This is a genomic window from Streptomyces sp. NPDC021115 (genome assembly GCF_044333065.1).
Classification (GTDB): Bacteria; Actinomycetota; Actinomycetes; order Streptomycetales; family Streptomycetaceae; genus Streptomyces.
This window is the reverse complement of record NZ_JBIRQF010000001.1, coordinates 1,184,463-1,206,427: the sequence shown is the minus strand read 5'-3', so window position 1 is coordinate 1,206,427 and position 21,965 is coordinate 1,184,463. Positions and strand designations below refer to the sequence as shown.

The 21,965-nt window shown below is 73.4% G+C and carries 21 protein-coding genes; 13 read left to right on the top strand and 8 right to left on the bottom strand.

Translation table 11 applies throughout. The annotated features are described in order from the left end of the window. Positions 1-193: 193 nt before the first annotated feature. Positions 194-1,351 carry a flavin-containing monooxygenase gene (locus tag ACH4TL_RS05610; protein WP_398311691.1) on the bottom strand — a complete coding sequence of 386 codons (1,158 nt, stop codon included), beginning with the start codon at positions 1,349-1,351 and terminating at the stop codon, positions 194-196. A 216-nt stretch (positions 1,352-1,567) separates the two neighbouring features. Between ACH4TL_RS05610 and ACH4TL_RS05605 the strand changes: the two genes are divergently transcribed. The 7 genes from ACH4TL_RS05605 (at position 1,568) to ACH4TL_RS05575 (ending at position 7,807) form a co-directional block, all read left to right on the top strand. Further along, complete coding sequence (locus ACH4TL_RS05605; protein ID WP_398311694.1) at positions 1,568-2,014, top strand: Zn-ribbon domain-containing OB-fold protein; 447 nt, start codon at positions 1,568-1,570, stop codon at positions 2,012-2,014. Between the two features lie 177 nt (positions 2,015-2,191). Then, a complete protein-coding gene (locus ACH4TL_RS05600; protein WP_398311697.1) occupies positions 2,192-3,760 on the top strand; it encodes a sensor histidine kinase in 1,569 nt (522 codons plus the stop codon). Beyond that, positions 3,757-4,173, top strand: a complete 417-nt coding sequence (locus tag ACH4TL_RS05595) for a roadblock/LC7 domain-containing protein (RefSeq protein ID WP_398311700.1) — start codon at positions 3,757-3,759, stop codon at positions 4,171-4,173. Before ACH4TL_RS05600 ends, ACH4TL_RS05595 begins: the two co-directional genes overlap by 4 nt. Beyond that, positions 4,170-4,568, top strand: a complete 399-nt coding sequence (locus tag ACH4TL_RS05590; RefSeq protein WP_398311703.1) for a DUF742 domain-containing protein — start codon at positions 4,170-4,172, stop codon at positions 4,566-4,568. The genes ACH4TL_RS05595 and ACH4TL_RS05590 overlap by 4 nt, the downstream gene beginning before the upstream one ends. Positions 4,569-4,647: 79 nt before the next feature. Further along, a complete protein-coding gene (locus ACH4TL_RS05585; protein WP_398311706.1) occupies positions 4,648-5,196 on the top strand; it encodes a GTP-binding protein in 549 nt (182 codons plus the stop codon). 98 nt (positions 5,197-5,294) lie between these two features. Then, the gene (locus tag ACH4TL_RS05580; RefSeq protein WP_398313652.1) at positions 5,295-6,560 is read left to right on the top strand and encodes a cytochrome P450; all 1,266 of its coding nucleotides are present in this window, start codon (positions 5,295-5,297) and stop codon (positions 6,558-6,560) included. After that, positions 6,551-7,807 (top strand): cytochrome P450, encoded by a 1,257-nt coding sequence (locus ACH4TL_RS05575; protein ID WP_398311709.1) that lies wholly within the window; start codon positions 6,551-6,553, stop codon positions 7,805-7,807. The genes ACH4TL_RS05580 and ACH4TL_RS05575 overlap by 10 nt, the downstream gene beginning before the upstream one ends. A gap of 12 nt (positions 7,808-7,819) precedes the next feature. Here ACH4TL_RS05575 and ACH4TL_RS05570 read toward each other — a convergent pair whose 3' ends face one another. Both ACH4TL_RS05570 and ACH4TL_RS05565 read right to left on the bottom strand, forming a co-directional pair. Further along, positions 7,820-8,545, bottom strand: a complete 726-nt coding sequence (locus tag ACH4TL_RS05570) for a pyridoxal 5'-phosphate synthase (RefSeq protein ID WP_398311712.1) — start codon at positions 8,543-8,545, stop codon at positions 7,820-7,822. Positions 8,546-8,603: 58 nt separating this feature from the next. Beyond that, a complete protein-coding gene (locus ACH4TL_RS05565) occupies positions 8,604-9,773 on the bottom strand; it encodes a thiolase C-terminal domain-containing protein (RefSeq protein ID WP_398311715.1) in 1,170 nt (389 codons plus the stop codon). A gap of 67 nt (positions 9,774-9,840) precedes the next feature. Between ACH4TL_RS05565 and ACH4TL_RS05560 the strand changes: the two genes are divergently transcribed. Both ACH4TL_RS05560 and ACH4TL_RS05555 read left to right on the top strand, forming a co-directional pair. Then, positions 9,841-11,064, top strand: a complete 1,224-nt coding sequence (locus tag ACH4TL_RS05560) for an acyl-CoA dehydrogenase family protein (RefSeq protein WP_398311718.1) — start codon at positions 9,841-9,843, stop codon at positions 11,062-11,064. A gap of 17 nt (positions 11,065-11,081) precedes the next feature. After that, entirely contained in the window at positions 11,082-11,570 is a 489-nt protein-coding gene (locus ACH4TL_RS05555) for a nitroreductase family deazaflavin-dependent oxidoreductase (protein ID WP_398311721.1), read from the top strand. Positions 11,571-11,944: 374 nt separating this feature from the next. Here the strand turns inward: ACH4TL_RS05555 and ACH4TL_RS05550 are convergent, their stop codons facing one another. Further along, positions 11,945-12,592 carry a TetR family transcriptional regulator gene (locus ACH4TL_RS05550; RefSeq protein WP_398311724.1) on the bottom strand — a complete coding sequence of 216 codons (648 nt, stop codon included), beginning with the start codon at positions 12,590-12,592 and terminating at the stop codon, positions 11,945-11,947. Positions 12,593-12,947: 355 nt separating this feature from the next. On the opposite strand from ACH4TL_RS05550, the gene ACH4TL_RS05545 reads away from it, so the two are divergent. The 3 genes from ACH4TL_RS05545 to ACH4TL_RS05535 all read left to right on the top strand — a co-directional run bounded on the left by ACH4TL_RS05545 (position 12,948) and on the right by ACH4TL_RS05535 (position 17,408). Next, a complete protein-coding gene (locus ACH4TL_RS05545; RefSeq protein ID WP_398311727.1) occupies positions 12,948-13,793 on the top strand; it encodes a VOC family protein in 846 nt (281 codons plus the stop codon). Positions 13,794-13,990: 197 nt separating this feature from the next. Then, positions 13,991-16,669 (top strand): serine/threonine-protein kinase, encoded by a 2,679-nt coding sequence (locus tag ACH4TL_RS05540; protein WP_398311730.1) that lies wholly within the window; start codon positions 13,991-13,993, stop codon positions 16,667-16,669. Positions 16,670-16,826: 157 nt separating this feature from the next. Then, entirely contained in the window at positions 16,827-17,408 is a 582-nt protein-coding gene (locus ACH4TL_RS05535) for a hypothetical protein (RefSeq protein ID WP_398311733.1), read from the top strand. A gap of 12 nt (positions 17,409-17,420) precedes the next feature. Here ACH4TL_RS05535 and ACH4TL_RS05530 read toward each other — a convergent pair whose 3' ends face one another. Genes ACH4TL_RS05530 through ACH4TL_RS05520 form a run of 3 tightly spaced genes read right to left on the bottom strand, consistent with a single transcriptional unit; the run spans position 17,421 to position 19,798 of the window. Continuing rightward, the gene (locus tag ACH4TL_RS05530; protein WP_398311736.1) at positions 17,421-18,197 is read right to left on the bottom strand and encodes an enoyl-CoA hydratase/isomerase family protein; all 777 of its coding nucleotides are present in this window, start codon (positions 18,195-18,197) and stop codon (positions 17,421-17,423) included. Further along, entirely contained in the window at positions 18,194-18,646 is a 453-nt protein-coding gene (locus tag ACH4TL_RS05525; RefSeq protein ID WP_398311739.1) for a Zn-ribbon domain-containing OB-fold protein, read from the bottom strand. Before ACH4TL_RS05525 ends, ACH4TL_RS05530 begins: the two co-directional genes overlap by 4 nt. Before the next feature lie 6 nt (positions 18,647-18,652). Further along, entirely contained in the window at positions 18,653-19,798 is a 1,146-nt protein-coding gene (locus ACH4TL_RS05520) for a lipid-transfer protein (protein ID WP_398311742.1), read from the bottom strand. Positions 19,799-19,901: 103 nt separating this feature from the next. Between ACH4TL_RS05520 and ACH4TL_RS05515 the strand changes: the two genes are divergently transcribed. After that, positions 19,902-21,500: a FadD3 family acyl-CoA ligase gene (locus ACH4TL_RS05515; protein ID WP_398311745.1), complete on the top strand. Its 1,599-nt coding sequence runs from the start codon at positions 19,902-19,904 to the stop codon at positions 21,498-21,500. 65 nt (positions 21,501-21,565) lie between these two features. Here ACH4TL_RS05515 and ACH4TL_RS05510 read toward each other — a convergent pair whose 3' ends face one another. Further along, positions 21,566-21,766, bottom strand: a complete 201-nt coding sequence (locus tag ACH4TL_RS05510) for a hypothetical protein (RefSeq protein ID WP_398311748.1) — start codon at positions 21,764-21,766, stop codon at positions 21,566-21,568. Positions 21,767-21,965 lie beyond the last annotated feature (199 nt).

Genomic DNA, 21,965 nt, shown 5'->3' with positions numbered 1-21,965 from the left:
TGGCCAATAACCAGGTAACTGACGCCCAGTCACATTACTGAGTAGTCAGGCTACAGAGCTGACGGGCTGTCAGGAATGCTCGGTGCGCGGAGAACACGCAGGGTGACGCGTGCCGTTACCGGCGGTACGGCGCGACGGCAACAAGAGAGTGCCCGCCCGGCGGCGTCCTCACGCCGCCGCGCGGGCGGCGAAATCAAGCCGTCGTGCGGGACACCACCGCGGCGATCTTCCGCGCGTCCAGGGCCAGCTCCCGCAGCATGCCGCTGATCGGGTTCGTATAGCCCGTGAAGTACAGGCCGGGCGCGGTGCGCGGGGTGCGCCTGCCGTGGGTGAGCGGATGCCCGCGGCCGTCCAGCACGCCCAGGTGTCCGACCAGGTCCTCCAGGCCGCGCCGGTAGCCGGTCGCCGCGATCACCGCCTCCGGGCCGATGCGCGAGCCGTCGGCCAGTACCACCTTGTCCTGGTCCAGCGACTCGACCGCGGGCACCACCTCCACCCGCCCGGTCCGCACCGCGTCGACCAGTCCCACGTCCTGCACCGGGATCGCGCCCTGCCGCACCCGGGTGTACAGCCCGGTCTCCGGCCACGGCAGCCCCTGCGCGGACAGATCCGGCATGGTCAGGCGGCACATCACCCGCGCCGCCCGGTCCACCGCGACCCGCGGCAGCCGCCGCACCAGGATGCCGGTGCGCTGCGCGGGCCAGCCCGCCGTCGAGCGGCGCAGGATGTGCGGCGCGGTACGGACCGCCAGCCGCACCCGCGCCGCGCCGCCCTCGACCAGGTCGACCGCGATCTCCGCGCCGGTGTTGCCGACCCCGATCACCAGCACGTCCCGGCCCTCGTAGGGGCGGGCGTTGCGGTAGCGGTGGGCGTGCAGGAGTTCGCCGGTGTAGGTGTCCCGGCCCGGCCAGTCCGGCAGCCGCGGGGTGTGGTTGTAGCCGGTCGCGACCACGGTCACCGGCGAGAACAGCTCGCGCCCGCCACCGGCCCGCAGTACCCAGCCGGTGTCGTCGTCGGCCCGGTCGACGCGGGACACCTCCACACCCGTGGCGATCTCCAGCCGGTGGTGCTGCGCGTACCGCTCCAGATAGCGCACCACGTCGTCCCGGGCGACCCAGCGCCCGAACGCGCGCGGCATCGGCAGCCCGGGCAGTGCGGAGAGGCGGCGTGTGGTGTGCAGATGCAGCCGGTCGTAGTGGCCCCGCCAGGAGGCGGCGACCGTATCGGACTTCTCCAGGACCACGGCGTGGATGCCGCGCGCGCCGAGCGCGGCGGCGGTGGCGAGCCCGCCCGGTCCGCCGCCGATCACATAGACGGGTGCAGGGGATCTCGCAGGGAGACTGTCGGCCATGGTGGCGAGCGTAGTCCGCTGCTTGACGGGTTTCGGTCAAAGGAATTCCGAATCGGTTGCGGATCGGTCACGGGGGCGCGCGCCGGTCTGCCTCCCGTCCCGCCCGACCCTTGCGTCCGCCCGCGCCTTGCGTTCGCCCCGCCCTTGCGTCCGCCCGGCTCGACGGCCGAAACTGATGTGCCGTCAGATTCGGCGGTCCCGAAGGAAGGGTTGCGCATGAGCGGTCCCGACGCCTCCGGCGCCCCCGCGGCGCCCCGCTTCGACCTGCCGGAGCCCGACCCCTTCGCCCGCCCCTACTGGGACGCCGCCGCCCAGGGGCGGCTGCTGATCCGGCGCTGCGCCGACTGCGGCCGGGCCCACCACTACCCGCGCGAGTTCTGCCCGCGCTGCTGGAGCGAGGACGTCGCCTGGGAGGAGGCCAGCGGCGCCGCCACCCTCTATACGTGGTCCGAGGTGCACCGCAACGACCTCCCGCCCTTCGGCGACCAGGTCCCGTACACCGCCGCCGTCGTGGATCTCGCCGAAGGGCCGCGGATGATGACCCGGGTCGTCGACCACCCCGCGGACGGGCTGCGCGCCGGGATGCGGCTGCGGGTCGCCTTCCGCGCGCTCGGGGAGGGTGCCCCGATCGTTCCGGTCTTCCGTCCGGTGCCCGAAGGATGAGGCCCATTCTCATCCGTCATCGAATAAATTCGATGATCAATCTTGAACAAAGGCTTGGTCAGATGCCTAGACTGACCGCCTAACTTCCGCCTTTTACCGAGGACTTACTCTTCCGAGCCAGACCCGAGGCGCCCGGCGGCTGTTGCCTGCTTCACCCACCGCGGCCGCGAGGAATCGATGACTCCGATACATCTCGATCAGCGTGAACGGTCGAGTGCCCGCCAGTGGAACTCCCCCACGAAGCGGGCCCTTCTCGGCCTCCTGATGACGGTCCCCGTGCTCGGCATCGCCGGGTGGGCGACGGCTGCGGCCGCGCCCGACGCGGCGAGACCCGCGGTCATCGGGTGCGCGGCCGTGGCCGGGGTGCTGGTGTGCGCCGCTGTCGCGGCGGCGGCCCACCGCGGCGCGGCCCTCGCCCGCGCCGAAGCCGAGATCCGCGAGCTGAGGGGCCTGGCCGCCGGCGCCGAGCGCCGGGCCGCCGACGCGGAGCAGCGGTCCACCGCGTCCGAGGAGCGGGCCGCCGCCGCTGAGCAGCGGGCCGCCGCCGTCGAACGGGACCTCGACCACGCCGTCGGCACCGCGTTACCCGCTCTCGTCGAGCAGCTGCGCGGCCGGGTCCCGGCGGATCAGGCCCTGGCCGGGATCGAGCGGCCCGCCGGCGGGCCGCTGCGCACCCTGCTGGAGACCGTGGGCGGTGAGCTGTCCCGGGAGCGGGGCAGGCGCACCGAGATGGTGGCCGCGTTCCGCAGCATCGCCGGTCGCCTCCAAGCCCTGGTCGCGGGGAACCTCGCCCGGCTGCGGGAGATGCAGGACCGCTACGAGGCCGACGCCCTCGACGACCTGTTCCAGCTGGACAGCACCACCTCGCAGACCGGCCGGATGGCCGACCGCATCGCCGTCCTCACCGGCGCGCTGTCCGGCAAGCACTGGCCGAGGCCCATCGTCATCTGGCGGGTGCTGCGCGCCGCGACCTCCCGTATCGAGGGGCTGGAGCGGGTGGAGATCCGCTGCTCCAGCGAACAGGCCGTGGTCGGCGCCGCCGCCGAGAAGGTGATCACGCTCCTCGCCGAGCTGATCGACAACGCCGTGAGCTTCTCCCCGCCCTCCACCGTCGTGAACGTCTACGTCCAGGAGGTCCCGCGCGGGCTCGCCGTCGAGATCGCGGACAGCGGCCTCGCCATGCAGCCCGACATGCTCGCCCGGGCGCAGCAGGCGGTCACCGACGATCCGTCGAGCATGCTGAAGCTGTCCGGCACCCGGCAGGGGCTGCTGGTGGTGGGCATGATCGCCCGTAAGTTCGGGCTGCGCGTCAGCTATCAGTCGTCCGCGACGGGCGGTACGGCGGTCACCGTACTGATCCCTCAGCAGCTGCTCACCGAGCCCCGCGCCGACCACCACGCCCCCGAGCACCACGCCCCCGAGCACGATGCACCGGCCGATCACGCACCGGCCGCTCACAGCCCGGTCCGCCGCGCCGCCGCGCCCCCGCTGCCCACCCGCCGACCGTCGTCGCGGCCGGAGGAAGAAGGGGACGGGGGCCGTTCGCTCACCCCCGAGGGGCTGCCGAGGCGTCGGCGCAAGCAGGTCGAGACCGGCACCGGGCGCGATGCCGAGCCGGTGACGCCGCCACCTTCTCCCGTACGGAAGAAGCCCGCAGAGGCGGGGAACCGGTTCGGTTCGTTCCACACCGCCGTCAAGCAGGACCGCACTCGCACGACATCACGCTCGGAAGGCACGACCTCATGAACCCGCATGATCTCGACTGGAAGCTCGACGCCCTGCTGGCGAAGACCCCGGGGGCGCGCCATGCCCTCGCGGTGTCCAACGACGGACTCGTCATCACCCACTCCTCCGATCTGACCCGCTCGGAGGCCGAGACGCTGGCCGCCATCGCCTCCGGGATCCAGAGCCTGGCCAGAACGGTGTCCAGCAAGTTCGGCGACGGCACCGGCAGCGTGGAGCACTCCCTGGTCGCGGTCGGCGGCGGGCTGCTGATGACCGTCGAGGCGGGCGAGGGCGCCCATCTCGCGGTGCTCGCCCGGGAGGACGCCGATCCCGGGATCGTCGGCAACAGCATGTCCGTCCTGGTCGACGGCCTCCTCGCGTACCTCACCTCGCCGCAGCGCGTGCCCGGGGAGGAGGGCGGCGCGTCGGCATGATGCGCTGGGACGTCCATGAACAGCCGGACCGGCTGTTCGCCGCGACGGGGGGACGTAGCCGCGCGTATACGGAGTTCGATCTGGTGTCACTGATCGTCAGCGAGTCCGAACCGGCCCCGGGCATGGCCCCGGAGGCGGTGCAGATCCTGCGGCTGTGCCGCCATCCGATGGCGCTGGTGGAGGTCTCCGCGCGGTTGCGCATGCCCGTGGGCGTCGTCGCGATCCTGCTGTCCGATCTGCTCGCCCAGGGCCGGATCTCGGTCCGCCATCCCAGCAGCGGGGCCGGTGGCGGCGGGCGGTCGGCCCCGCGGGGCGTGGCGGCCGCCCCGGCGCGGCCCCGTCTGCCCGACACCGGCCTGGTCCGAGAGGTTCTCGTTGCACTCAAAAATCTCTGAGACGGTCGAGGCGACTGTTGACGCCGAGGTTCCCTCGGTCGATGTCGACGTCCCTTTGAGCGATGCGGCCCGGGAAGCGGTGAAGATCGTGATCTCCGGCGGCTTCGGCGTCGGCAAGACGACCTTCGTCCGGGCCGTCAGCGAGATCGACCCGCTGACGACCGAGGCCGTGATGACCGAGAAGGGCCTGGGGATCGACGACGTGGCCGGGGTGGAGGGCAAGTCGGCCACCACGGTCGCCTTCGACTTCGGCCGGATCAGCGTCACCGAGCGGATCGTGACGTATCTGTTCGGCGCCCCCGGGCAGAACCGCTTCCGGTTCCTGTGGGACAACCTGTTCCTCGGCGCCTGGGGCGCGGTGGTGCTCGTGGACACCCGGCGGCTGGCGGACTCGTTCCCCGTCATCGACCACCTGGAGCGCAAGGGGATGCCGTTCGTCGTCGCCCACAACCGCTTCGACGACAGTCCGGACCACACCTTGGACGCCATCCGCGCCGCACTCGACCTCGCGGACGGGATACCGCTGGTCGCCTGCGACGCCCGCTCCCACACCTCGGGCAGGGACGTCCTGGTGGCGCTGCTCGACCATCTCCACACCCTGTCCGCCGCCCAGGAGGCCGCTACGTGACCCAGCCGACCTCACCGTCCGAACCGTCCGAACCGTCCGACGAACCCGGCACGCCCGTCGACCCGGGCTTAAGCGGCGCACCCGGCCCTGCCGAGGAGCTGTCCGTCGTCGAACCGCCCGCCTCCCACCGGGGCGCCGTCGAGCTGTTCGGCCCGCGCTTCCAGGAGACGCCCGACGAGGTGTACCGGGAGCTGCGGAACACCTGCGGGCCGGTCGCCCCCGTGCTGCTGCCCGGCGGCGTCCCCGCCTGGCTGGTCATCGGCTACCGCGAGCTGCTGCGCGTCACCGAGAACACCAAGGTGTTCGGGCGCGCTTCGGACCGCTGGAAGCTGTGGCCGCAGATCCCGCCGGACTGGCCGCTGCGCCCCATGGTCGAGGACAACGGATCGCTGCTGTACCGGGAGGGCGACGATCACCGCAGGCGCGCCGGAGCGGTCGGGTCCGCCCTCGAAGCGGTCGATCTCAATCAGATGCAGGACGCCACCCAGTCGTTCGCGCAGGTCCTGATCGAGAAGCTGAGCGAGGGCAGCGAGGCCGATCTGATCGCCGACTACGCCCATCCGCTGCCGGTGCTCGCCCTCAGCCGCGTCCTCGGACTGTCCGACGACGAGGGCGTCGCCCTGGTGCGGTCGATCAACGACATGGTCGACGGCGGTCCCGACGCCCTGCGCGGGCAGATCGAGGTGCGCGACACCATGGAGCGGCTGGTGGCCCGCAAGCGCGTGCACCCCGGTCCGGACGCGACCTCCCGGATGCTCGCCGACCGCGCCGGTCTCACCGACCAGGAGGTGGTGGAGGACCTGATGGTCCTCACACTCGCCGGGCACCAGCCCTGTACGGACTGGATCGGCATGACCCTGTGGCTGCTGCTCACCGACCACGACTACGCGGCCGACATGGGCGGCGGCCGCCGCTCGGTCCGCCAGGCCATGCACCAGGTGCTGCGCGACCACACCCCGGTGCAGATCTTCGCGGGCCGCTTCACCACCCAGGACACCGTCCTCGGCGCGACCCGCATCCCGGCCGGGGACCTGGTGCTGCTCGGGCTCGCGGGGGCCAACACCGACCCCTATATCCGTCCGCAGGCGGGGACGGCCGGGGCGGCGGCCGGGCCGGAGGGGCACAACGCCTACATGTCGTACAGCCACGGCGAGCACCGGTGCCCCTACGCGGGCCAGTGGATCGCCGAGGTCGTCGCCCACACCGCCGTCGAGACGCTGCTGGAGCACCTGCCGGACGTGGAGCTGGCCGTGCCCGCGGACGCGCTGCGCTGGCGCCCCTCGCCGTGGCTGCGCGGTCTGACCTCGCTGCCCGTCACCTATACGCCCGCCCACTCATACACCGGAGGCTTCGGTTGGGACTGACAGAGGATCTGGGACCGACGGAGGACCGGCTCGTGCTGCTCGATCCGACGGTCCGTACGTCCGCGGAGGAGAGCGAACTCTTATACGCCGCGGGGCCCGTGGCCCGGGTGGAGCTGCCGGGCGGCGTGCGCGCCTGGGCAGTCACCCATGACGCGCCCGCCCGCGAGGTGATGCGCGACGGCCGCTTCGTGAAGGACATCAACCAGTGGGGCGCCTGGAAGCGCGGTGAGATCCCCGCGGACTGGCCGCTGATCGGCCTGGTCGACCTGGGGCCCTCCCTGGTCAGCACGGACGGCGCCGAGCACCGGCGGCTGCGCCGCCCGGTCGCCCGGGAGTTCACCCCGCAGCGGGTGGAGGCGCTGCGCGGCCGGGTCGAGGAGATCACCCGAGCCCTGCTCGACCGCACGGCGGAGGCCGCCGCGGCCGAGGGCTCAGGCGGGGTGGTGGACCTGAAGGACACGTTCGCGTTCCCGCTGCCCATCACCGTGGTCGGCGAGCTGTTCGGCATGCCGACGGAATGGCACGGGCCGCTGCGGAAGCTGTACGACAGCTTCTTCGACGACAAGGCCGCGCCCGAGACCGTCCTCGAGACCATTCAGGGGCTGTATGGCTACATCGCCGAGCTCGTCCGCCTCAAGCGCGACGAGCCCGGCGCGGACCTCACCAGCGCGCTGCTGTCGGAGCTGGGTGAGGAGCCGTCGGAGGCGGCTGTCGAGGAGCTGATCGCCACCATCCAGGTCATGATCACGGCCGGGCACGAGACCAGCGTCCACGCGATCGTGAACGCCGTGCGATCGCTGCTGGGCGACCCCGCGCAGCGCGAACTCGTCGACACCGGCCGCTACAGCTGGGACGACGTGGTCGAGGAGAGCCTGAGGCTGGATGCCCCGGCGCTGAACTTCCTGTTCCGCTTCGCCACCGAGGACATCGAGGTCGCCGGGACCCTCGTCCGCGCGGGGGAGGGCGTGGTGATCTCGTACGGCGGGATGGGCCGCGACCGTACCCAGCACGGCGCGGACGCCGACCGGTTCGACGTCACCCGCCGCCCCCGGCACACCTCGTTCGGCCACGGCCCGCACAGCTGCCCGGGCTCCGCGCTCGCCCGTCTGGAGACCACCGTCGCGCTGCGGGAACTCTTCGCCCGCTTCCCGGATCTGCGGCTCGCCGACCCGGACGCGTCGCCGGAGCGCTCCCCGTCGGTCATCGTCAACGGCCAACGGTCGCTGCCGGTGCGGCTGGTTCCGTAACGCCACGCGGCCTTACGGCCAGAGCAACTCGCGCCGCCAGCCGCCGCGTTCCTCCGGGGCGCGGCGGTAGCGGAGGCGTACGTGCCGGCGCCGCGGCTCCTCCTGGTAGAACTCCACCTCGTCCGGCTCCACGACGTACAGGGTCCAGCTGGGGCTGGTGGCGTCCGGTTCGCGTCCGGCCCGTTCGTACGCGTCCTCGAAGGCCCGCTCCAGCTCCTCCGGGGAACCGAGCACCGCGCTCTGCCGTCCCGCCCCGGCCAGCGCCGCGGCCAGCGCGGCGGGGGAGCGGCCGCGCAGATCCGCCGCGCTCTCCTCGGGCCCGGCCTCCGTGACGAGCCCGCTGATCCGGACCTGGCGTCCGGTGCGCATCCAGTGGAAGCCCAGCGACGCGTACGGGCGCATCGCCAGCTCGCGGCCCTTGCGGCTGGTGCGATGGGTGCCGAAGTGCCAGCCGTGGGCGTCGGCGTCGTGCAGCATCACCGTGCGCACGGACGGGCGGCCGTCCGCTCCGGCGGTGGCGAGCATCATCGTGTGCGGGCCCGGTTCGCCGCCCTCGGCGGCCTCGCGCAGCCACCGCCGGAACAGCGGAAGCGGCGCGTCCGGGGCGTGCGCCGGATCGAATACGGGCAGCGGGTCCGCGTGCGGCACGCGCAGGCCGCGCAGCAGCTCCCGGAAACCCTGGTCGTCGGACGCGTCATCGGCCGTGTCGTCGGCCGTGTGGCCGTGTACGTCGCTCATCGGGTCCCCATCCGATCACCCGGCGCCGGTCCGGGCAAGCGGTCGCGGGGCCGCCGGGTCAGCCGCGGCCGAGCACGACCGTGCCGGAGGAGCAGAACCAGCCGCCCGTGCCCGACGCCACGGCCAGTTCCGGCAGCCGCCCACCCGCCTTGCGCACCTGCCGTTCCCCCGCCTCGCCGCGCAGCTGCCGTACCGCCTCGACCAGCAGGAACAGCCCGCGCATCCCGGGGTGGCAGGCGGACAGGCCGCCGCCGTCGGTGTTGACCGGCAGCGCGCCGCCGAGCGTCAGCCGCCCGCCGGAGGCGAACGCGCCGCCCTCGCCCTTGGCGCAGAAGCCCAGGTCCTCCAAGGTCACCAGCGTCATATAGGTGAACGCGTCGTACAGCTCCGCCACATCGATGTCCGACGGCCGCACCCCCGCCCGCGCGAAGGCGTCGCGACCGGAGGCCGCGGCGGGGGAGACGGTGAAGTCGTCCCACTCCGACATGGCGGAGTGGGAGAGGGCGGTGCCCGAGCCCAGCACCCACACCGGGGCCTTGGCCGTGTCCGCCACCAGGTCCTCGGCCGCCAGCAGCACCGCGCAGCCGCCGTCCGAGCGGATGCAGCAGTGCAGCTTGGTGAAGGGGTCGGCGATCATCGGCCCGCTCAGCACGTCGTCGACGGTGATCGGTTCGCGGAACATCGCGTCCGGGTTGTGCGCGGCATTGGCGCGCGCCTGTACGGCGATGTCCGCGAGCTGTTCGAGTGTGGTGCCGTACTCGTGCATATGGCGGCGCGCGGCCATCGCGTACTTGGCGACGAGGGTGTGGCCGTACGCCACCTCGAACTGAAGCGGTCCGCGCGCCCCGAAGGAGAGGTTCGCGGTGCGGCGGCCCGCCCGGATGTCGGCGCGGGCGGTCGAGCCGTAGACGAGGAGGACGGCGCGGGCGTGCCCGGCGGCGATGGCGTCCGCCGCGTGCGCCGCCATGACCTCCCAGGTGGCGCCGCCGACGGCGGTCGAGTCGGTCCAGCGGGGCCGCAGCCCCAGGTACTCGGCCACCTCCACGGGCGCCAGGGTGCCGAGCCCCGCCGAGGCGAAGCCGTCCACCACCGAGCGGTCGAGACCGGAGTCGGCGAGCGCGCGGCGGGCGGCCTGGGCGTGCAGGGCGTAGGGGGTGGGGCCGTCGACGCGGCCGCAGTCGGCGAGGGCGACGCCGACGACGGCGACCTTACGAGGGGCAGGCGTCATGGATCTGACGGTACATCAGATCTGGGGTTAGTATGACTGGTCGTCAGGAACGGGAGGTGCTGGTCCGATGGATGCCGCGCTGAGCGAGGAGCAGGAGGAGATCCGGCGCACCCTGCGCGAGCTGCTGCGGGGGCGGTGCGGCGGCGACGAGGTCAAGGCCGCGGTGCGCACCGAGGCCGGATACGACGAGGCGCTGTGGGGCTCGCTCGCGCGGCGGCTGGGCCTCCCCGGTCTCGCCCTGCCCGCGGCGTACGGCGGCGTCGGCTGCGGGACGGTCGAGCTGGCGCTGGCCTGCGAGGAGGCCGGGCGCGCCCTGCTGCCCTCGCCGCTGCTGGCCACCGCCGTGCTCGCCGCGCCGCTGATCGCCGCCCTGGGGACCGACGCGCAGCGCGCCGAGCTGCTGCCGCCGATCGCGGGCGGCGAGCTGACGGCGGCGCTCGCGGTGCCGGGCCGGGCGCTGTCCCGGGCGCTGGGCCTCGACCGGGACACCGACGGGGAGGCTGACGGCCGCGACGAAGCGGACTGGGCGGGCGGCGGCCGCGCGGGCGGCGTGCAGGCCCGGGCGGGGGGAGGCGGCTGGCGGCTGTACGGGCAGGTGGAGCAGGTGCTCGACGGGCACAGCGCGCGGCTGCTGCTGGTGGCCGCCCGCACCGGGGGCTATGCGCGCGGCCGCACCCTGGTGTTCGCCGTGCGGGCGGGGGCGGCCGGGCTGGTCCGCACCCGGCTGACCGCGCTGGACGAGACCCGGTCGCAGGCCCGTATCGAGCTGCGCGACGCCCCCGCCGAGCTGCTGGGCGAGGACGGCGCGGATGTGGCGGGCGCGCTGGCCGGGCTCGGCGGCCCGGCGGCGGCCGCCCTCGCGGCCGAGGCGGTGGGCGCGGCCGACGCGGCCCTGGCCCGTACGCTCGGCCACGTACGCACGCGGGAGCAGTTCGGCCGCCCGATCGGCTCCTTCCAGGCGGTCAAGCACCGGCTGGCCGATGTGTACGTGGCGGTGCAGGCGGCCCGCTCGGCGGCGTACTACGCGGCGTGGGCGGCGGACGGGCCGCAAGGCCCGGTCGCGGGCCCGCTGGCGCTGGCGTCCGCGCTGGAGGCCCAGCGGGCGGCCGCGGGGGAGGCCGTGCAGCTGCACGGCGGTATCGGCATCACCTGGGAGCACGACGCGCATCTGTACCTCAAGCGGGCCGCCTCCGACGAGCTGCTGTTCGGCCCCGCCCACCGGCTGCGGGCGCGGGCGGCCGACCGGGACGGGCTGTTCGCCCCGGCCGCCGCCGCGGCGGTGACGGTCTGATGCCGCCGGGGGCGCGGATGACGCGGCTCGTGCAGAGGATGTCCTCGGGGCGCGCCTTCGCGCGGCTCGCCCCGCGCGTCGTCCCGGCCTTCGACCGGGCCGTCCACCGGCTGACCCGGGGCCGGGTGCTGCCGAGCGCGCGGATGCTGCCCGCGGTGGTCCTCACGGCGCGCGGCGCGAAGTCCGGGCTGCCCCGCCGTACGCCGCTGGCCTGCATGCCGGAGGAGGACGGCGGCTGGCTCCTGGTCGGCAGCAACTTCGGCCGCCCCGGCCACCCGGCCTGGACCGCCAATCTGCTGCGGCACCCGGACGCGGAGATCAGCTGGCGGGGCCGCGACATCCCGGTACGGGCCCGGCTGCTGGAGGGGGCGGAGCGGGAGCGGGCGTGGGCGGCGGTGGTGGCCTTCTGGCCGCCGTACGAGCGCTACCAGTCGCGCGTGGAACGCCGCATCCGGCTCTTCCGCCTGGAGGAGGCCCCGGGGCCGGTCGCCGATCCGGGCCGGTAAAGGGCCGCGGCCCTTAGGTCCTGTCCGGCGGATCTTCGTGGATCAGCCCGCGGTGTCTGGTGCGGTGCATCGCAAGGCGGAGGGTCGTCCTCGTACCGGGTCGTACTCGGACGATCCCGACAACGCGGCGAGGTGCCGTACCAGGCGTCGCGGGCCCGCGAAGATCCGCCGGACAGGGCCTAACGGCCGGGGCCGAGCCGCATACGCCGGGACCCCGTGCGAAAACGGCCGCGGCGGACCACTCGGGTCGAGTGGTCCGCCGTGACATGACAGGACGTGCTGGCCCGCCCACCCGGGCCCGGCCGGGGCGTCGGCGCGCTGATGTGCGCGGGGGCGCGTACGGGCGCGCGGGCGCCGGGGGTGAGCGCCGCGCGCTACTTCGGCGGCTTGCGGCCGGTGATCCCCAGGTGGACGAGCAGCGCCAGGCTCGGCTTCAGGTCGGCCTGCTTGACGCCCCAGCTCTGGAACCCCTTCTGATGGGCGGAGACCGCCGCCAGCATCGCGACGAGCGAGCCCGCCACGGCCGCCGGCTGGACGTCCTTGTCGTACCGGCCCTTGGACTGGAGTTCCTTGATGGCGTCCGTCAGCGAATTGGTGACGGAATTGAGGATCTTCATGCGGATCTTGTAGAACCGCTTGTCTCCCTCGGCCGCGCCGAGGTCGACCACGCGCAGGATGGCGTCGTGTTTGCGCCAGAAGGAGAGAAAGCCGTCGACCAGCTCGTCGGCCGCCGCGGCGCCGGACTTGCCCGCCCAGGTGCGTTCGGCGACCAGGTCGGTCAGGCCCGCGCCCTCCTTCGCCATCTCCTCGGCGATCTCGAGGACGGCGCCCTCCACATCGGGGAAGTACTGGTAGAACGTCGCCGGTGAGGTGCCTGCCTTACGGGCGACATCGATGACTTTGACGTCTCGGTACGGGGATGTGCTGAGCATCTCGCCGAGGCAGTCGAGCAGCTTCTGCCGCGTCGCCTGCCCGCGACGACCGGCCACCCGACCGTCGACGGTGCGTACTTGTCCTGTCATGCCGTCAGCTTACCGAGGGGTGATCGATGCGCGATTCGACTGCGTGCAAATGGGGTTCGTGCGGGATGAGAGGGTTTGTGCGCCCTCATCGGCGGCCTGGAATGGCTGATTCCGGCCCCATCCGATGACCTCGCGCACGTCGTCAAGGCGTCAATTACCGCTCAGCCAAGCGGGTGAATCGTGTTATCAACAGCCTGTGGATAAGAAGCGTGGATGACCCGGTCCGGACCTGGTCTTGTCGGCCAAGGATTGGCCAAATATTTCGACTTCCGGAGCGGGCACCCGGGACGATCCCCCGTTAGCGTGGCAAATGCGGTAAAGGCCGCGATCGGGAGTACGCGGGAGGACTCGGGTCATGGTCGAGTGCGCGGAAGGCGTGCCGTGCTGGGTGGACGCGATGCTGCCCGACCTCGCGGCGGGCCGCCGCTTCTACGGGGAGCTGTTCGGCTGGACCTTCACCGAGGGCACCGCGGGCTACCGCCCGTACACCTGGGCCCGGCTCGGCGGGGAGGATGTCGCGGCGCTGGTCCCCAAGTCCGACGGCCGGATGCCCACCGTCTGGAACGTCTACCTCGCCACCGCGGACGCCGCCGCGGCCACCGCCCGGATCCGCGAAGCGGGCGGCCGGGTGATCGTCGCGCCCCGGTGGATCGACGACCTGGGCGTCATGGCGACGGCCGCCGACCCGGGCGGCGCGGTCTTCGGGCTCTGGCAGACCGGCAGCCACCCCGGCTTCGCCCGCCGGGGCGAGCCCGGGAGCTACGGCTGGACCGAGGTGCACACCAGGGAGCCGCGGGTGGTGGACGCCTTCTACCGGACGGTCTTCGGGTACGGGGCGGCCCCGGCCGCGCCCGGGGAAGCCGGGGCCGCGCCCGGGCCGAAGCGCCCCGCCGAGACGCTGCTGTGGTCGCCGCGCGGCGAGCCCGCGGGCCCCGGTCACGCCGTCGCCGGGCGGGTCGTGATCGGCGAGGGGCCCCCGGCCGAACTGCCCGCGCACTTCCTGACGTACTTTGTGGTGGCGGACTGCGATCATGCGTCCCGTACGGCCCACAGGCTGGGCGGGCGGGTTCTCAAGGGGCCCGAAGATACGCCGTGCGGGCGTTTCGCGGTCCTTGCGGACAATCAGGGCGCGGTTTTCGCGGTGATCGACACCTCATCGGCGGAGTCGGGAGCAAGGGAGAACAGGGCGGGGCAGGGCTGAGAGCGGTCCGGCGGCCGGACGGTCGAACCGGATGGGCTCCGGCTCCGTATCGCCCGATGACACGACGAATTGCCCCCGGGTTCGCAACCGCCGCCTTCGCCAGAGAGAATGCAGGATGCGTGCCGCCGGTTGGTTTGTCGGTGAGACGCTGCACGGGGCTGTATTTTTTGGGGCCCCCACGGGGAGGTGGCAGGCAAGTGGTGGAGCAGCTGACGCAGCACGATCCGAGGCGGATCGGTCCCTTCGAGGTGCTGGGCCGGCTTGGCGCGGGCGGCATGGGGCTCGTCTATCTGGCACGTTCGGCGTCCGGCCGACGGGTCGCGATCAAGACGGTCCGGACCGAGCTGGCCGAGGACCAGCTGTTCCGCGTCCGTTTCACCCGCGAGGTGGAGGCGGCCCGCGCGGTCAGCGGCTTCTACACGGCCGCGGTCGTGGACGCCGATCCGCGCGCCGCGGTGCCCTGGCTCGCCACGGCCTACGTCCCCGCGCCCTCCCTTGAGGAGATCATCAACGAGTGCGGGCCGATGCCCGCCCAGGCGGTGCGCTGGCTGGCGGCCGGGGTCGCCGAGGCGCTCCAGTCGATCCACGGCGCTGGCCTGGTCCACCGGGATCTGAAGCCGTCGAACGTGCTGGTCGTCGAGGACGGCCCGCGAGTGATCGACTTCGGTATCGCCTCGGGCGTCTCCAACACCCGGCTGACGATGACCAACGTCGCTGTGGGCACGCCCGCCTACATGTCGCCCGAGCAGGCGCGCGACTCGCGCAGCGTGACCGGCGCCAGCGACATCTTCTCGCTCGGCTCCACCCTGACCTTCGCGGCCACCGGGCACGCCCCCTTCCACGGCGCGAACCCGGTCGAGACCGTGTTCATGCTGCTGCGCGAGGGCCCTGACCTGACCGGGCTGCCGGACGAGCTGCGGCCACTCATCGAGTCGTGCATGCAGATGGAAGCCGACCGGCGGCCGTCCCCGGCCGACCTCCAGTCGCAGCTCGCCCCGCATCTGTTCGCCTCCAACGCCGACGACAGCGGTACGGCCTCGGCGTGGCTGCCGGGCGGCGCGGTCGCGCTCATCGAGCGCAAGCGCAGCGGCCGCAACCACGTGGCCCGCTCCGCGCGGCCCGCGTCCGGCTCCTCCCGCCCCTCCGGGGGCGGCGGGGCCGGGGACCGGCCGTCCGTGCCGCTGCCGCCCGAGCGGCCGCCCACACCGCCCTCGTACGCCCCCGCCGGGGCCGACGGGCGCGGCGGCGGGCGGCACGGCGCGCCCGCCGGAGCGGGCGCCTGGGAGCCGGTGGGCGCTGATCCGCGCGGGGGCCTGCGGGCGCCCGACGCGGGCGGCCCGTCGAACGCGCTGAGCGCCATCGGCCCCGGGCGGCACGCCGCGCCGCCCGCGCAGCCGTCCTCGCCCGGCCCGTCCGCATCCGCCGCCCCCTCCGCGCCGCCCGCGCTGTCAGGGGGCGCCCCGGCGCCCGCGCCCGCCCCGGTGACCGGCGGGACCGACGGGCCGGTCCGGCTGCACAACTCCCAGGTGGCCATCGGCCCCGGGCTGCGCGCCGCCGACGCGCGCGACCCGCAGCAGCGGCACGACACCGGCCCGGCCACGGGCTGGGTGCGGCCGCCGACCGGGATGACCACCGGCGGGATCGGCGGGGGCGAGGCCGGTGCCGCGGGCGCCGTCGCGTCGCCCACCCACTCGCCGTCCGCCGAGGGCACCGAGCCGCCAGGAGCGGCGGGCCACGGCCGCTGGCGCCCCTGGCGGTTCCGCATGTCGAACGACGTGTGGGGTACCCCGGCCGTCGCCGGGGACCTGCTCTACGTGACGTCGTTCGAGGTGCACGCGCTGGATGTGGGCACCGGGCGGCGGCAGTTCAAGACCCGCGACGTGGCCTGGGCGATGGCCGTGGAGGCCGGCCGCATCCACGCCTCCGACGGCCCCACCCTGTACGCGCTGGACGCGTCGGACGGCTCCGAGCGGTGGCGGCTGTCCACGGACGGCTGGGTCTACTCGCTCAAGGTCGACCGCGGCACGGTCGTCACCGGCACCCGCGGCGGCGGCGTACAGGCGTGGGAGGCGGCCAACGGCGAGCTGTTGTGGGAGACGCAGGGCGTCCAGACGGACTTCGAGACGCCCGAGTCCGGTCCGGTCGTGCACGACGGCACGGTCTTCGTGTGGCAGGACGCGCGGCTGCGCGCCCTGGAGGCGCGTACGGGCGCGGAGCGCTGGTCGTACCCGGTCGGCGACACGGCCTCCTGCGGCGGTGTGCCGCTGCGGCTGCTCCCCGCGCCCGACGGCGTCGCGTACGTCTCGGCCGGTACCCGGGTGCTGGCGATCGACATCGCCCGCGGGGATGTGCGGTGGCGTTTCGAGGCGCCCGCCGTCTTCCTGAGCGCCCCGGCGTACGCGCCGGGGCCCGCGGTGACCGGCGGCGGTGTCTACATCGCCGACTACCTGGGCACGGTCTACGCCCTCGACGCCGCCAACGGCCGCGACCGCTGGCGCATCGCCACCGAGGCGCGCGGCTCGGTCGAACCGGTCCTGGTGGCCGACGGCTCCGTCCACCTGGGCAGCGGCAGCGCGCTCTACACGCTCGACGCGGTCACCGGCACCCCCAAGTGGCGCTTCGCGGCGGGCGGCGAGGTCATCGGCTCCCCGGTCGTCGCCGACGGCCGCGTCCACTTCGGCTCGGCCGACCACTGCCTCTACACGGTCGACGCGGCGGGCGGCCAGCTCCGCTGGAAGCTGGCCACGGGCGGCGAGATCACCGGCTCGCCGGTGGCGGCGGGCGGCGTGGTGTACGCGTGCAGCAAGGACCGCTGTGTGTACGCGCTGGACGCGGTGAAGGGCACCGGCCAGTCCCGCCCCGCGCCCCGCTCGTGAGCGGCCGCCTCGTCCCGCGTCCGTAACGGCTGTGTACCCAAAGGGCGCGTGGCCTGCCATGTGACTTTGGGGTAGCGGGCGGCGTTGCTAGGGTGGCGTGCACTTGTCAACCGATCGCAGGTTGGCTTGATTGCAGCTTTTCCACGGGGGTAATTCCATGCAACGCCGTTCCTTGCGCCTGCCTGCCGTCGCCCTGGTCGGACTTCTCGTGCTCACCGGATCGCTCACCGCGTGCGGAAAGAAGAAGAGCCACGGCCTGGGAGGCGGCGACAACGGATTCGTCTCCGGCGGTACCGGCGGCGGCGACGAGCCCGCGTCCGGCCCCAGCGGACTGTCCAGCGACATCCCCACCGATCTGCCGAGCGGCCCCTCGGACCTGCCGTCCTACGGCGCCCCGACGCCGTCGGACACCTACTCCTACTCCGCGCCGCCCACCTACAACCCGGACGCGACCAGCGAGACGAGCGGCACCAACTGCCGCTACGACCAGTCGACCAGCCAGTTCAAGTACGACATCACGGTCACCAACACCGACACCACCCGCAGCTTCCGCTACTCGGTCAGCACCAAGTGGAACGACTACGCGGACGAGGGGCTGCTCGGCTACGACAGCCAGGACGTGACCGTACTGCCCGGCCAGAGCGAGACGTTCACCGCCGCCGCGAGCTACACCATCACCAAGCGCACCCAGTACACCTGCCAGATCAGCCTGGCCAGCAAGTCGCCCACCAGCAGCTGACGCACGACGGCCTCAGCGGGTACGGAAGCCGGGCGTGCGGGCCGCGAACAGCGCGGCCTGGGCGTCCGGCGGCAGGTTCCCCAGGGCGATCAGCTGTGGGGCCCGGGCGAGCGCCTGCGTCAGCGCCGCCTCCTTCGCCGCCCACAGCGCCCGTACGGTGCCCTGCACCGCCTCCGTCGGGTGCGAGGCGATGACGGCGGCGGCCCGTACCGCGGCCGCCACCGCCTCGCCCCGCGGCACCACCTCGCTGACCAGCCCCGTCTCGTACGCCCGGCGCGCCGAGACCCGTTCGGCCGTCCCCATCAGCGCCATCCGCGCGACCTCTCCGGCAGGCATGCGCTGCGCCATGTAGACGGCCTCGTACGCGCTGACCATCCCGTAGGAGGTGTGCGGGTCGAAGAAGGTCGCGGTCTCGTCGGCGACGATGAACTCGGCCTCGCCCAGCAGATAGAACGCCCCGCCGCAGGCCATTCCGCCCACGGCCGCCACGACCGGCTTCCACAGGTCGTTCGCCTTGGGGCCGATGTCCCGCAGCGGATCGTCCATCGCGTACGGGGACGACGGCTGCGGGACCGTGACCGAGCGGTCGACCCCGGTGCAGAACGCCCGCTCGCCCGCCCCGGTCAGCACCACGGCCCGCACCGCGTCGTCCCCGCGCAGCCGCCGCCACACGGCGGCCAGTTCGGCGGCGGTCGCCAGATCGATGGCGTTGTGGCGCTCGGGCCGGTCCAGGGTGACGACCGCGACCCCGTCGCCCCCTGTCTCGGTGACGACCGTCCCCGCCGTCATGGCCGCTCCAGCAGCCAGCGCACCACGGTGGGCCCGTCCGGCATCCGGTGGAAGACGGCCCGCACGGGCGCCCCGATCCGTATCCGCGCCGGGTCGACGGAGTCCAGCGCGGCGTCAGCGGACTCGACCAGGTTGCCCACCAGCCGGATGCGGGGGGCCTCGGCCAGTTCCACGAGGGTCACGTTGTACGGGGCCTGCGCCGCGTAGGCGGGCAGCAGCGGCGGATGCGGTAGGACGTACGACCAGATCCGGCCACGCCCGCTGGTCTTCGCCCACAGGCTGTCGAAGGACTGGCAGTGCGGGCAGCAGGGGCGGGGCGGGAAGCGCGGCTCCTGGCAGCCGGTGCAGGTCTGGACGCGCAGCTCGCCGCGGGCGGCCCAGTCGAAGAAGGGCGCGCCGTCCTCGTCGGGCACGGGATGCAGCAGTTCCGGTTCTGGCCGCGTGGTCATCGGTCGTCAACTCCTCAGCAGCAGGGCCGATGTGGGGACCCCCTCGCCCGCCGTGACCAGGCAGGTCGCGGCGTCGGGGACCTGGGCGGTGCTGGTGCCGCGCAGCTGTCTGACGCCCTCGGTGATGAGGTTGAAGCCGTGGACGTACGCCTCGCTCAGCCCGCCGCCGCCGGTGTTGAGCGGCAGCCGCCCGCCCAGCTCCAGCGCGCCGCCCTCCGTGAACGCGGCGCCCTCGCCGCGCCCGCAGAAGCCATAGCCCTCCAGGGACAGCGGGATCAGCGGGGTGAACGCGTCGTAGATCTGCGCCACGTCCACGTCCTGCGGGCCGAAGTCGGCGGTTTTCCACAGGTGGCGGGCGGCGGTCCAGGCGGGTCCTGTGAGCGGGTCCTCGTTCCAGTAGTTGACCATCCCGTGGTGCTGTGCGGGCAGCCCCTGGGCGGCGGAGTGGACGTACACCGGCCGGCGGGCGCAGTCGCGCGCCCGCTCGGCGGAGACGATGACGCAGGCCAGCGCGCCGTCCGTCTCCAGGCAGTTGTCGAACAGGCACAGCGGTTCGCTGATCCAGCGGGCGGTCATGTACATCTCGCGGGTCAGGGGCCGTTCGTACATCATCGCGGCGGGGTTCTGGTTGGCGCGGTTGCGGCAGGCCAGCGCGACGTTGAAGAAGTGGTCGCGGGTGGCGCCGTATTCGTGCATGTAGCGCCGCGCGAGCAGCCCGATCTCGTCGGCAGGCCGCAGCAGTCCGTACGGCCGGGTCCACTGGGCGGGGGTGGGCAGCTGGACGCGGGTGTTGGTCCAGGGCCGGGGCCCGCTGCCGCGCTTGCGGGAGCGCCAGGCCACGCCGACGCCCGCCTGTCCGGTGGCGATCGCGGCGGCCAGATGCGCGACGGTCGCGCAGGAACCGCCGCCCCCGTAGCCGACCTTGCTGAAGAAGGTGACGTCGCCCGCGCCGATCGCCTTGGCGACCTCGACCTCGTCGGTCTCCTCCATGGTGTACGAGGCGAACGCGTCCACCTCGGAGGGGGCGATTCCGGCGTCGTCGAGCGCGGCCAGGATCGCCCGGCAGGCGAGGGCCTTTTCGGATTCGGGGAGGCGTTTGGCGAACGCGGTCTGGCCGATGCCGACGATCGCCGTCGCGTCCTTCAGGCCCATGGCCACCTCCGTACGTCGCGGTCACCGGTGCTGACAGCGGGGAAGGCTACCGCTAATCTGACGGTCAGTCAGCTAGTGGGATCCGCTGTGCTGGAGGCGTCTCATGGAGTGGCAGACCATCCCGGCGCTGATACGGGCCGCGGCGCGGGACTACGGTGACGCGACGGAGGCCGTCGTCGAAGGCCGCGCCCGGATCTCCTACGCCGAACTCGGCGCCCGTATCGAACGCGCCGCCGCCGCGTGCGTCGCCTCCGGCGTCGAGCGGGGCGACCGCGTCGCCATCTGGGCGCCCAACACCACCGACTGGATCGTGGCCGCCCTCGGCGCGGTCACCGCGGGCGGCGTGCTCGTCCCGGTCAACACCCGCTTCAAGGGCGCCGAAGCGGCGTACGTCCTCCGGCGCACCCGGGCCACCCACCTCTTCATCACCGGCACCTTCCTCGGCGCCTCCTACGTGGCGTCGCTGCGCCGGGCGGCGGAGCGGGGGCCGGGGCAGGGCGTGCCGCTGCCGGGGCTGCCCTATCTGCGCCAGGTGATCGTCCTCGCCGGGGACGCACCCGAGGACTTCCGCACCTGGAAGGACTTCCTGGCGGCGGGCGAGCCGGTGGCGCCGGACGCCGTACGGGCCCGGGCCGACTCCGTACGCCCGGCCGACCCCTCCGACATCACCTTCACCTCCGGCACCACGGGCGACCCCAAGGGCGCGGTCATCACCCATGCGCAGACCTTGCGGGTCTACGACACCTGGAGCGAGGTGACGGGGCTGGCGCACGGCGACCGCTATCTCATCGTCAACCCGTTCTTCCACACCTTCGGCTACAAGGCGGGCATCATCGCGTGCCTGATGCGCGGCGCGACGATGGTGCCGCAGCCGGTCTTCGACGTGGACACCGCGCTCACCCGCATCGCCGCCGAACGCATCAGCGTGCTGCCCGGCCCGCCCACCCTCCACCAGGCGATCCTGGACCACCCGGCGCGCGATGCCCACGACCTGTCCACGCTGCGCCTGGTCGTCACCGGCGCCGCCGTCGTCCCGCTGGAGCTGGTGGAGCGGCTGCGCTCCGAACTGCGCGTCGCCACCGTGCTGACGGCGTACGGCCTGACCGAGGCGTCCGGCACCGTCACCATGTGCCGCCGGGGCGATCCGCCGGAGACCATCGCCGCGACCTCGGGCCGCGCCATCCCGGACACCGAGGTCAGGGTCGTGAGTCCCCAGGGCACCCCGCGCCCACCTGGCACCCCCGGCGAGGTCTGGGTCCGCGGCCACCACGTGATGCGCGGCTACTTCGAGGACCCGGTCGCCACCGCCCGTGCCATCACCCCGGACGGCTGGCTGCGGACGGGCGACATCGGCGTCCTCGACGCGGACGGCAATCTGCGGATCACCGACCGGATCAAGGACATGTTCATCGTCGGTGGCTTCAACGCCTATCCCGCCGAGATCGAGCAACTCCTCGCCCGCCACCCCGATGTCGCCGACGTCGCCGTCGTCGGCGTCCCGGACGCCCGCCTCGGCGAGGTGGCCAAGGTCTTCGTGGTCCGCCGCCCGTCCGCCACCCTGACCGCCGACGGCCTGATCGCCTGGTCCCGCCGCGAGATGGCCAACTACAAGGTCCCGCGCCACGTGGAGTTCGTCCCCGAACTGCCGCGCAACGCGAGCGGCAAGGTGCTCAAGCGAGCCTTACGGGGGCGTACGGCCTGAAACGACGGCGTGGGGCCGAGCCGCGATGGCTCGGCCCCACGCCCGAGTGTCTCCGCGGTGGCGCTTCAGCGCCCGGCGTCGCTCGTCAGGCCGGAGGGCGCTGCGGGGGCAGGGCTGTCAGGGTAGGAGTCCTGCGTGGTGAAACCCGTGGCCACGGAATCCGTAGCTACATCCGGGTAGGAATCCGCCAGCGCCGGAGAGGCAGCTCCGGCCGCGAGGGCGGCAGCGAACGCGCAGGTGATGAGAGCCTTCTTAGAGCGGGTCATCTTAACTCCTCCATGGGGGCATGAATTCAGTACTTATACCCAGGACAGATGGCATAGGGCATATGTTCGATCCACTGGCTTGAAGCTGCCGGTGAATGGCGCGACTGCGACCGTTTCGGTCGCATCCACTGCGGGGACCGGCCGCGGCGGCTTCCCCTCCGAGCCGCCGTGGCCGGCCCCCGTCATTTCTCAGGGCCCC

Excerpts from the sequence above, each read along its gene's own strand:
- ACH4TL_RS05545 (WP_398311727.1), top strand. The coding sequence starts at position 12,948 with ATGGTCGAGTGCGCGGAAGGCGTGCCGTGCTGGGTGGACGCGATGCTG.
- ACH4TL_RS05515 (WP_398311745.1), top strand. The coding sequence starts at position 19,902 with ATGGAGTGGCAGACCATCCCGGCGCTGATACGGGCCGCGGCGCGGGAC.
- ACH4TL_RS05600 (WP_398311697.1), top strand. The coding sequence starts at position 2,192 with ATGACTCCGATACATCTCGATCAGCGTGAACGGTCGAGTGCCCGCCAG.
- ACH4TL_RS05560 (WP_398311718.1), top strand. The coding sequence starts at position 9,841 with ATGGATGCCGCGCTGAGCGAGGAGCAGGAGGAGATCCGGCGCACCCTG.
- ACH4TL_RS05530 (WP_398311736.1), bottom strand. The coding sequence starts at position 18,197 with ATGACGGCGGGGACGGTCGTCACCGAGACAGGGGGCGACGGGGTCGCG.
- ACH4TL_RS05605 (WP_398311694.1), top strand. The coding sequence starts at position 1,568 with ATGAGCGGTCCCGACGCCTCCGGCGCCCCCGCGGCGCCCCGCTTCGAC.
- ACH4TL_RS05570 (WP_398311712.1), bottom strand. The coding sequence starts at position 8,545 with ATGAGCGACGTACACGGCCACACGGCCGACGACACGGCCGATGACGCG.
- ACH4TL_RS05610 (WP_398311691.1), bottom strand. The coding sequence starts at position 1,351 with ATGGCCGACAGTCTCCCTGCGAGATCCCCTGCACCCGTCTATGTGATC.
- ACH4TL_RS05590 (WP_398311703.1), top strand. The coding sequence starts at position 4,170 with ATGATGCGCTGGGACGTCCATGAACAGCCGGACCGGCTGTTCGCCGCG.
- ACH4TL_RS05510 (WP_398311748.1), bottom strand. The coding sequence starts at position 21,766 with ATGACCCGCTCTAAGAAGGCTCTCATCACCTGCGCGTTCGCTGCCGCC.
- ACH4TL_RS05555 (WP_398311721.1), top strand. The coding sequence starts at position 11,082 with ATGACGCGGCTCGTGCAGAGGATGTCCTCGGGGCGCGCCTTCGCGCGG.
- ACH4TL_RS05595 (WP_398311700.1), top strand. The coding sequence starts at position 3,757 with ATGAACCCGCATGATCTCGACTGGAAGCTCGACGCCCTGCTGGCGAAG.
- ACH4TL_RS05550 (WP_398311724.1), bottom strand. The coding sequence starts at position 12,592 with ATGACAGGACAAGTACGCACCGTCGACGGTCGGGTGGCCGGTCGTCGC.
- ACH4TL_RS05525 (WP_398311739.1), bottom strand. The coding sequence starts at position 18,646 with ATGACCACGCGGCCAGAACCGGAACTGCTGCATCCCGTGCCCGACGAG.
- ACH4TL_RS05520 (WP_398311742.1), bottom strand. The coding sequence starts at position 19,798 with ATGGGCCTGAAGGACGCGACGGCGATCGTCGGCATCGGCCAGACCGCG.
- ACH4TL_RS05535 (WP_398311733.1), top strand. The coding sequence starts at position 16,827 with ATGCAACGCCGTTCCTTGCGCCTGCCTGCCGTCGCCCTGGTCGGACTT.
- ACH4TL_RS05565 (WP_398311715.1), bottom strand. The coding sequence starts at position 9,773 with ATGACGCCTGCCCCTCGTAAGGTCGCCGTCGTCGGCGTCGCCCTCGCC.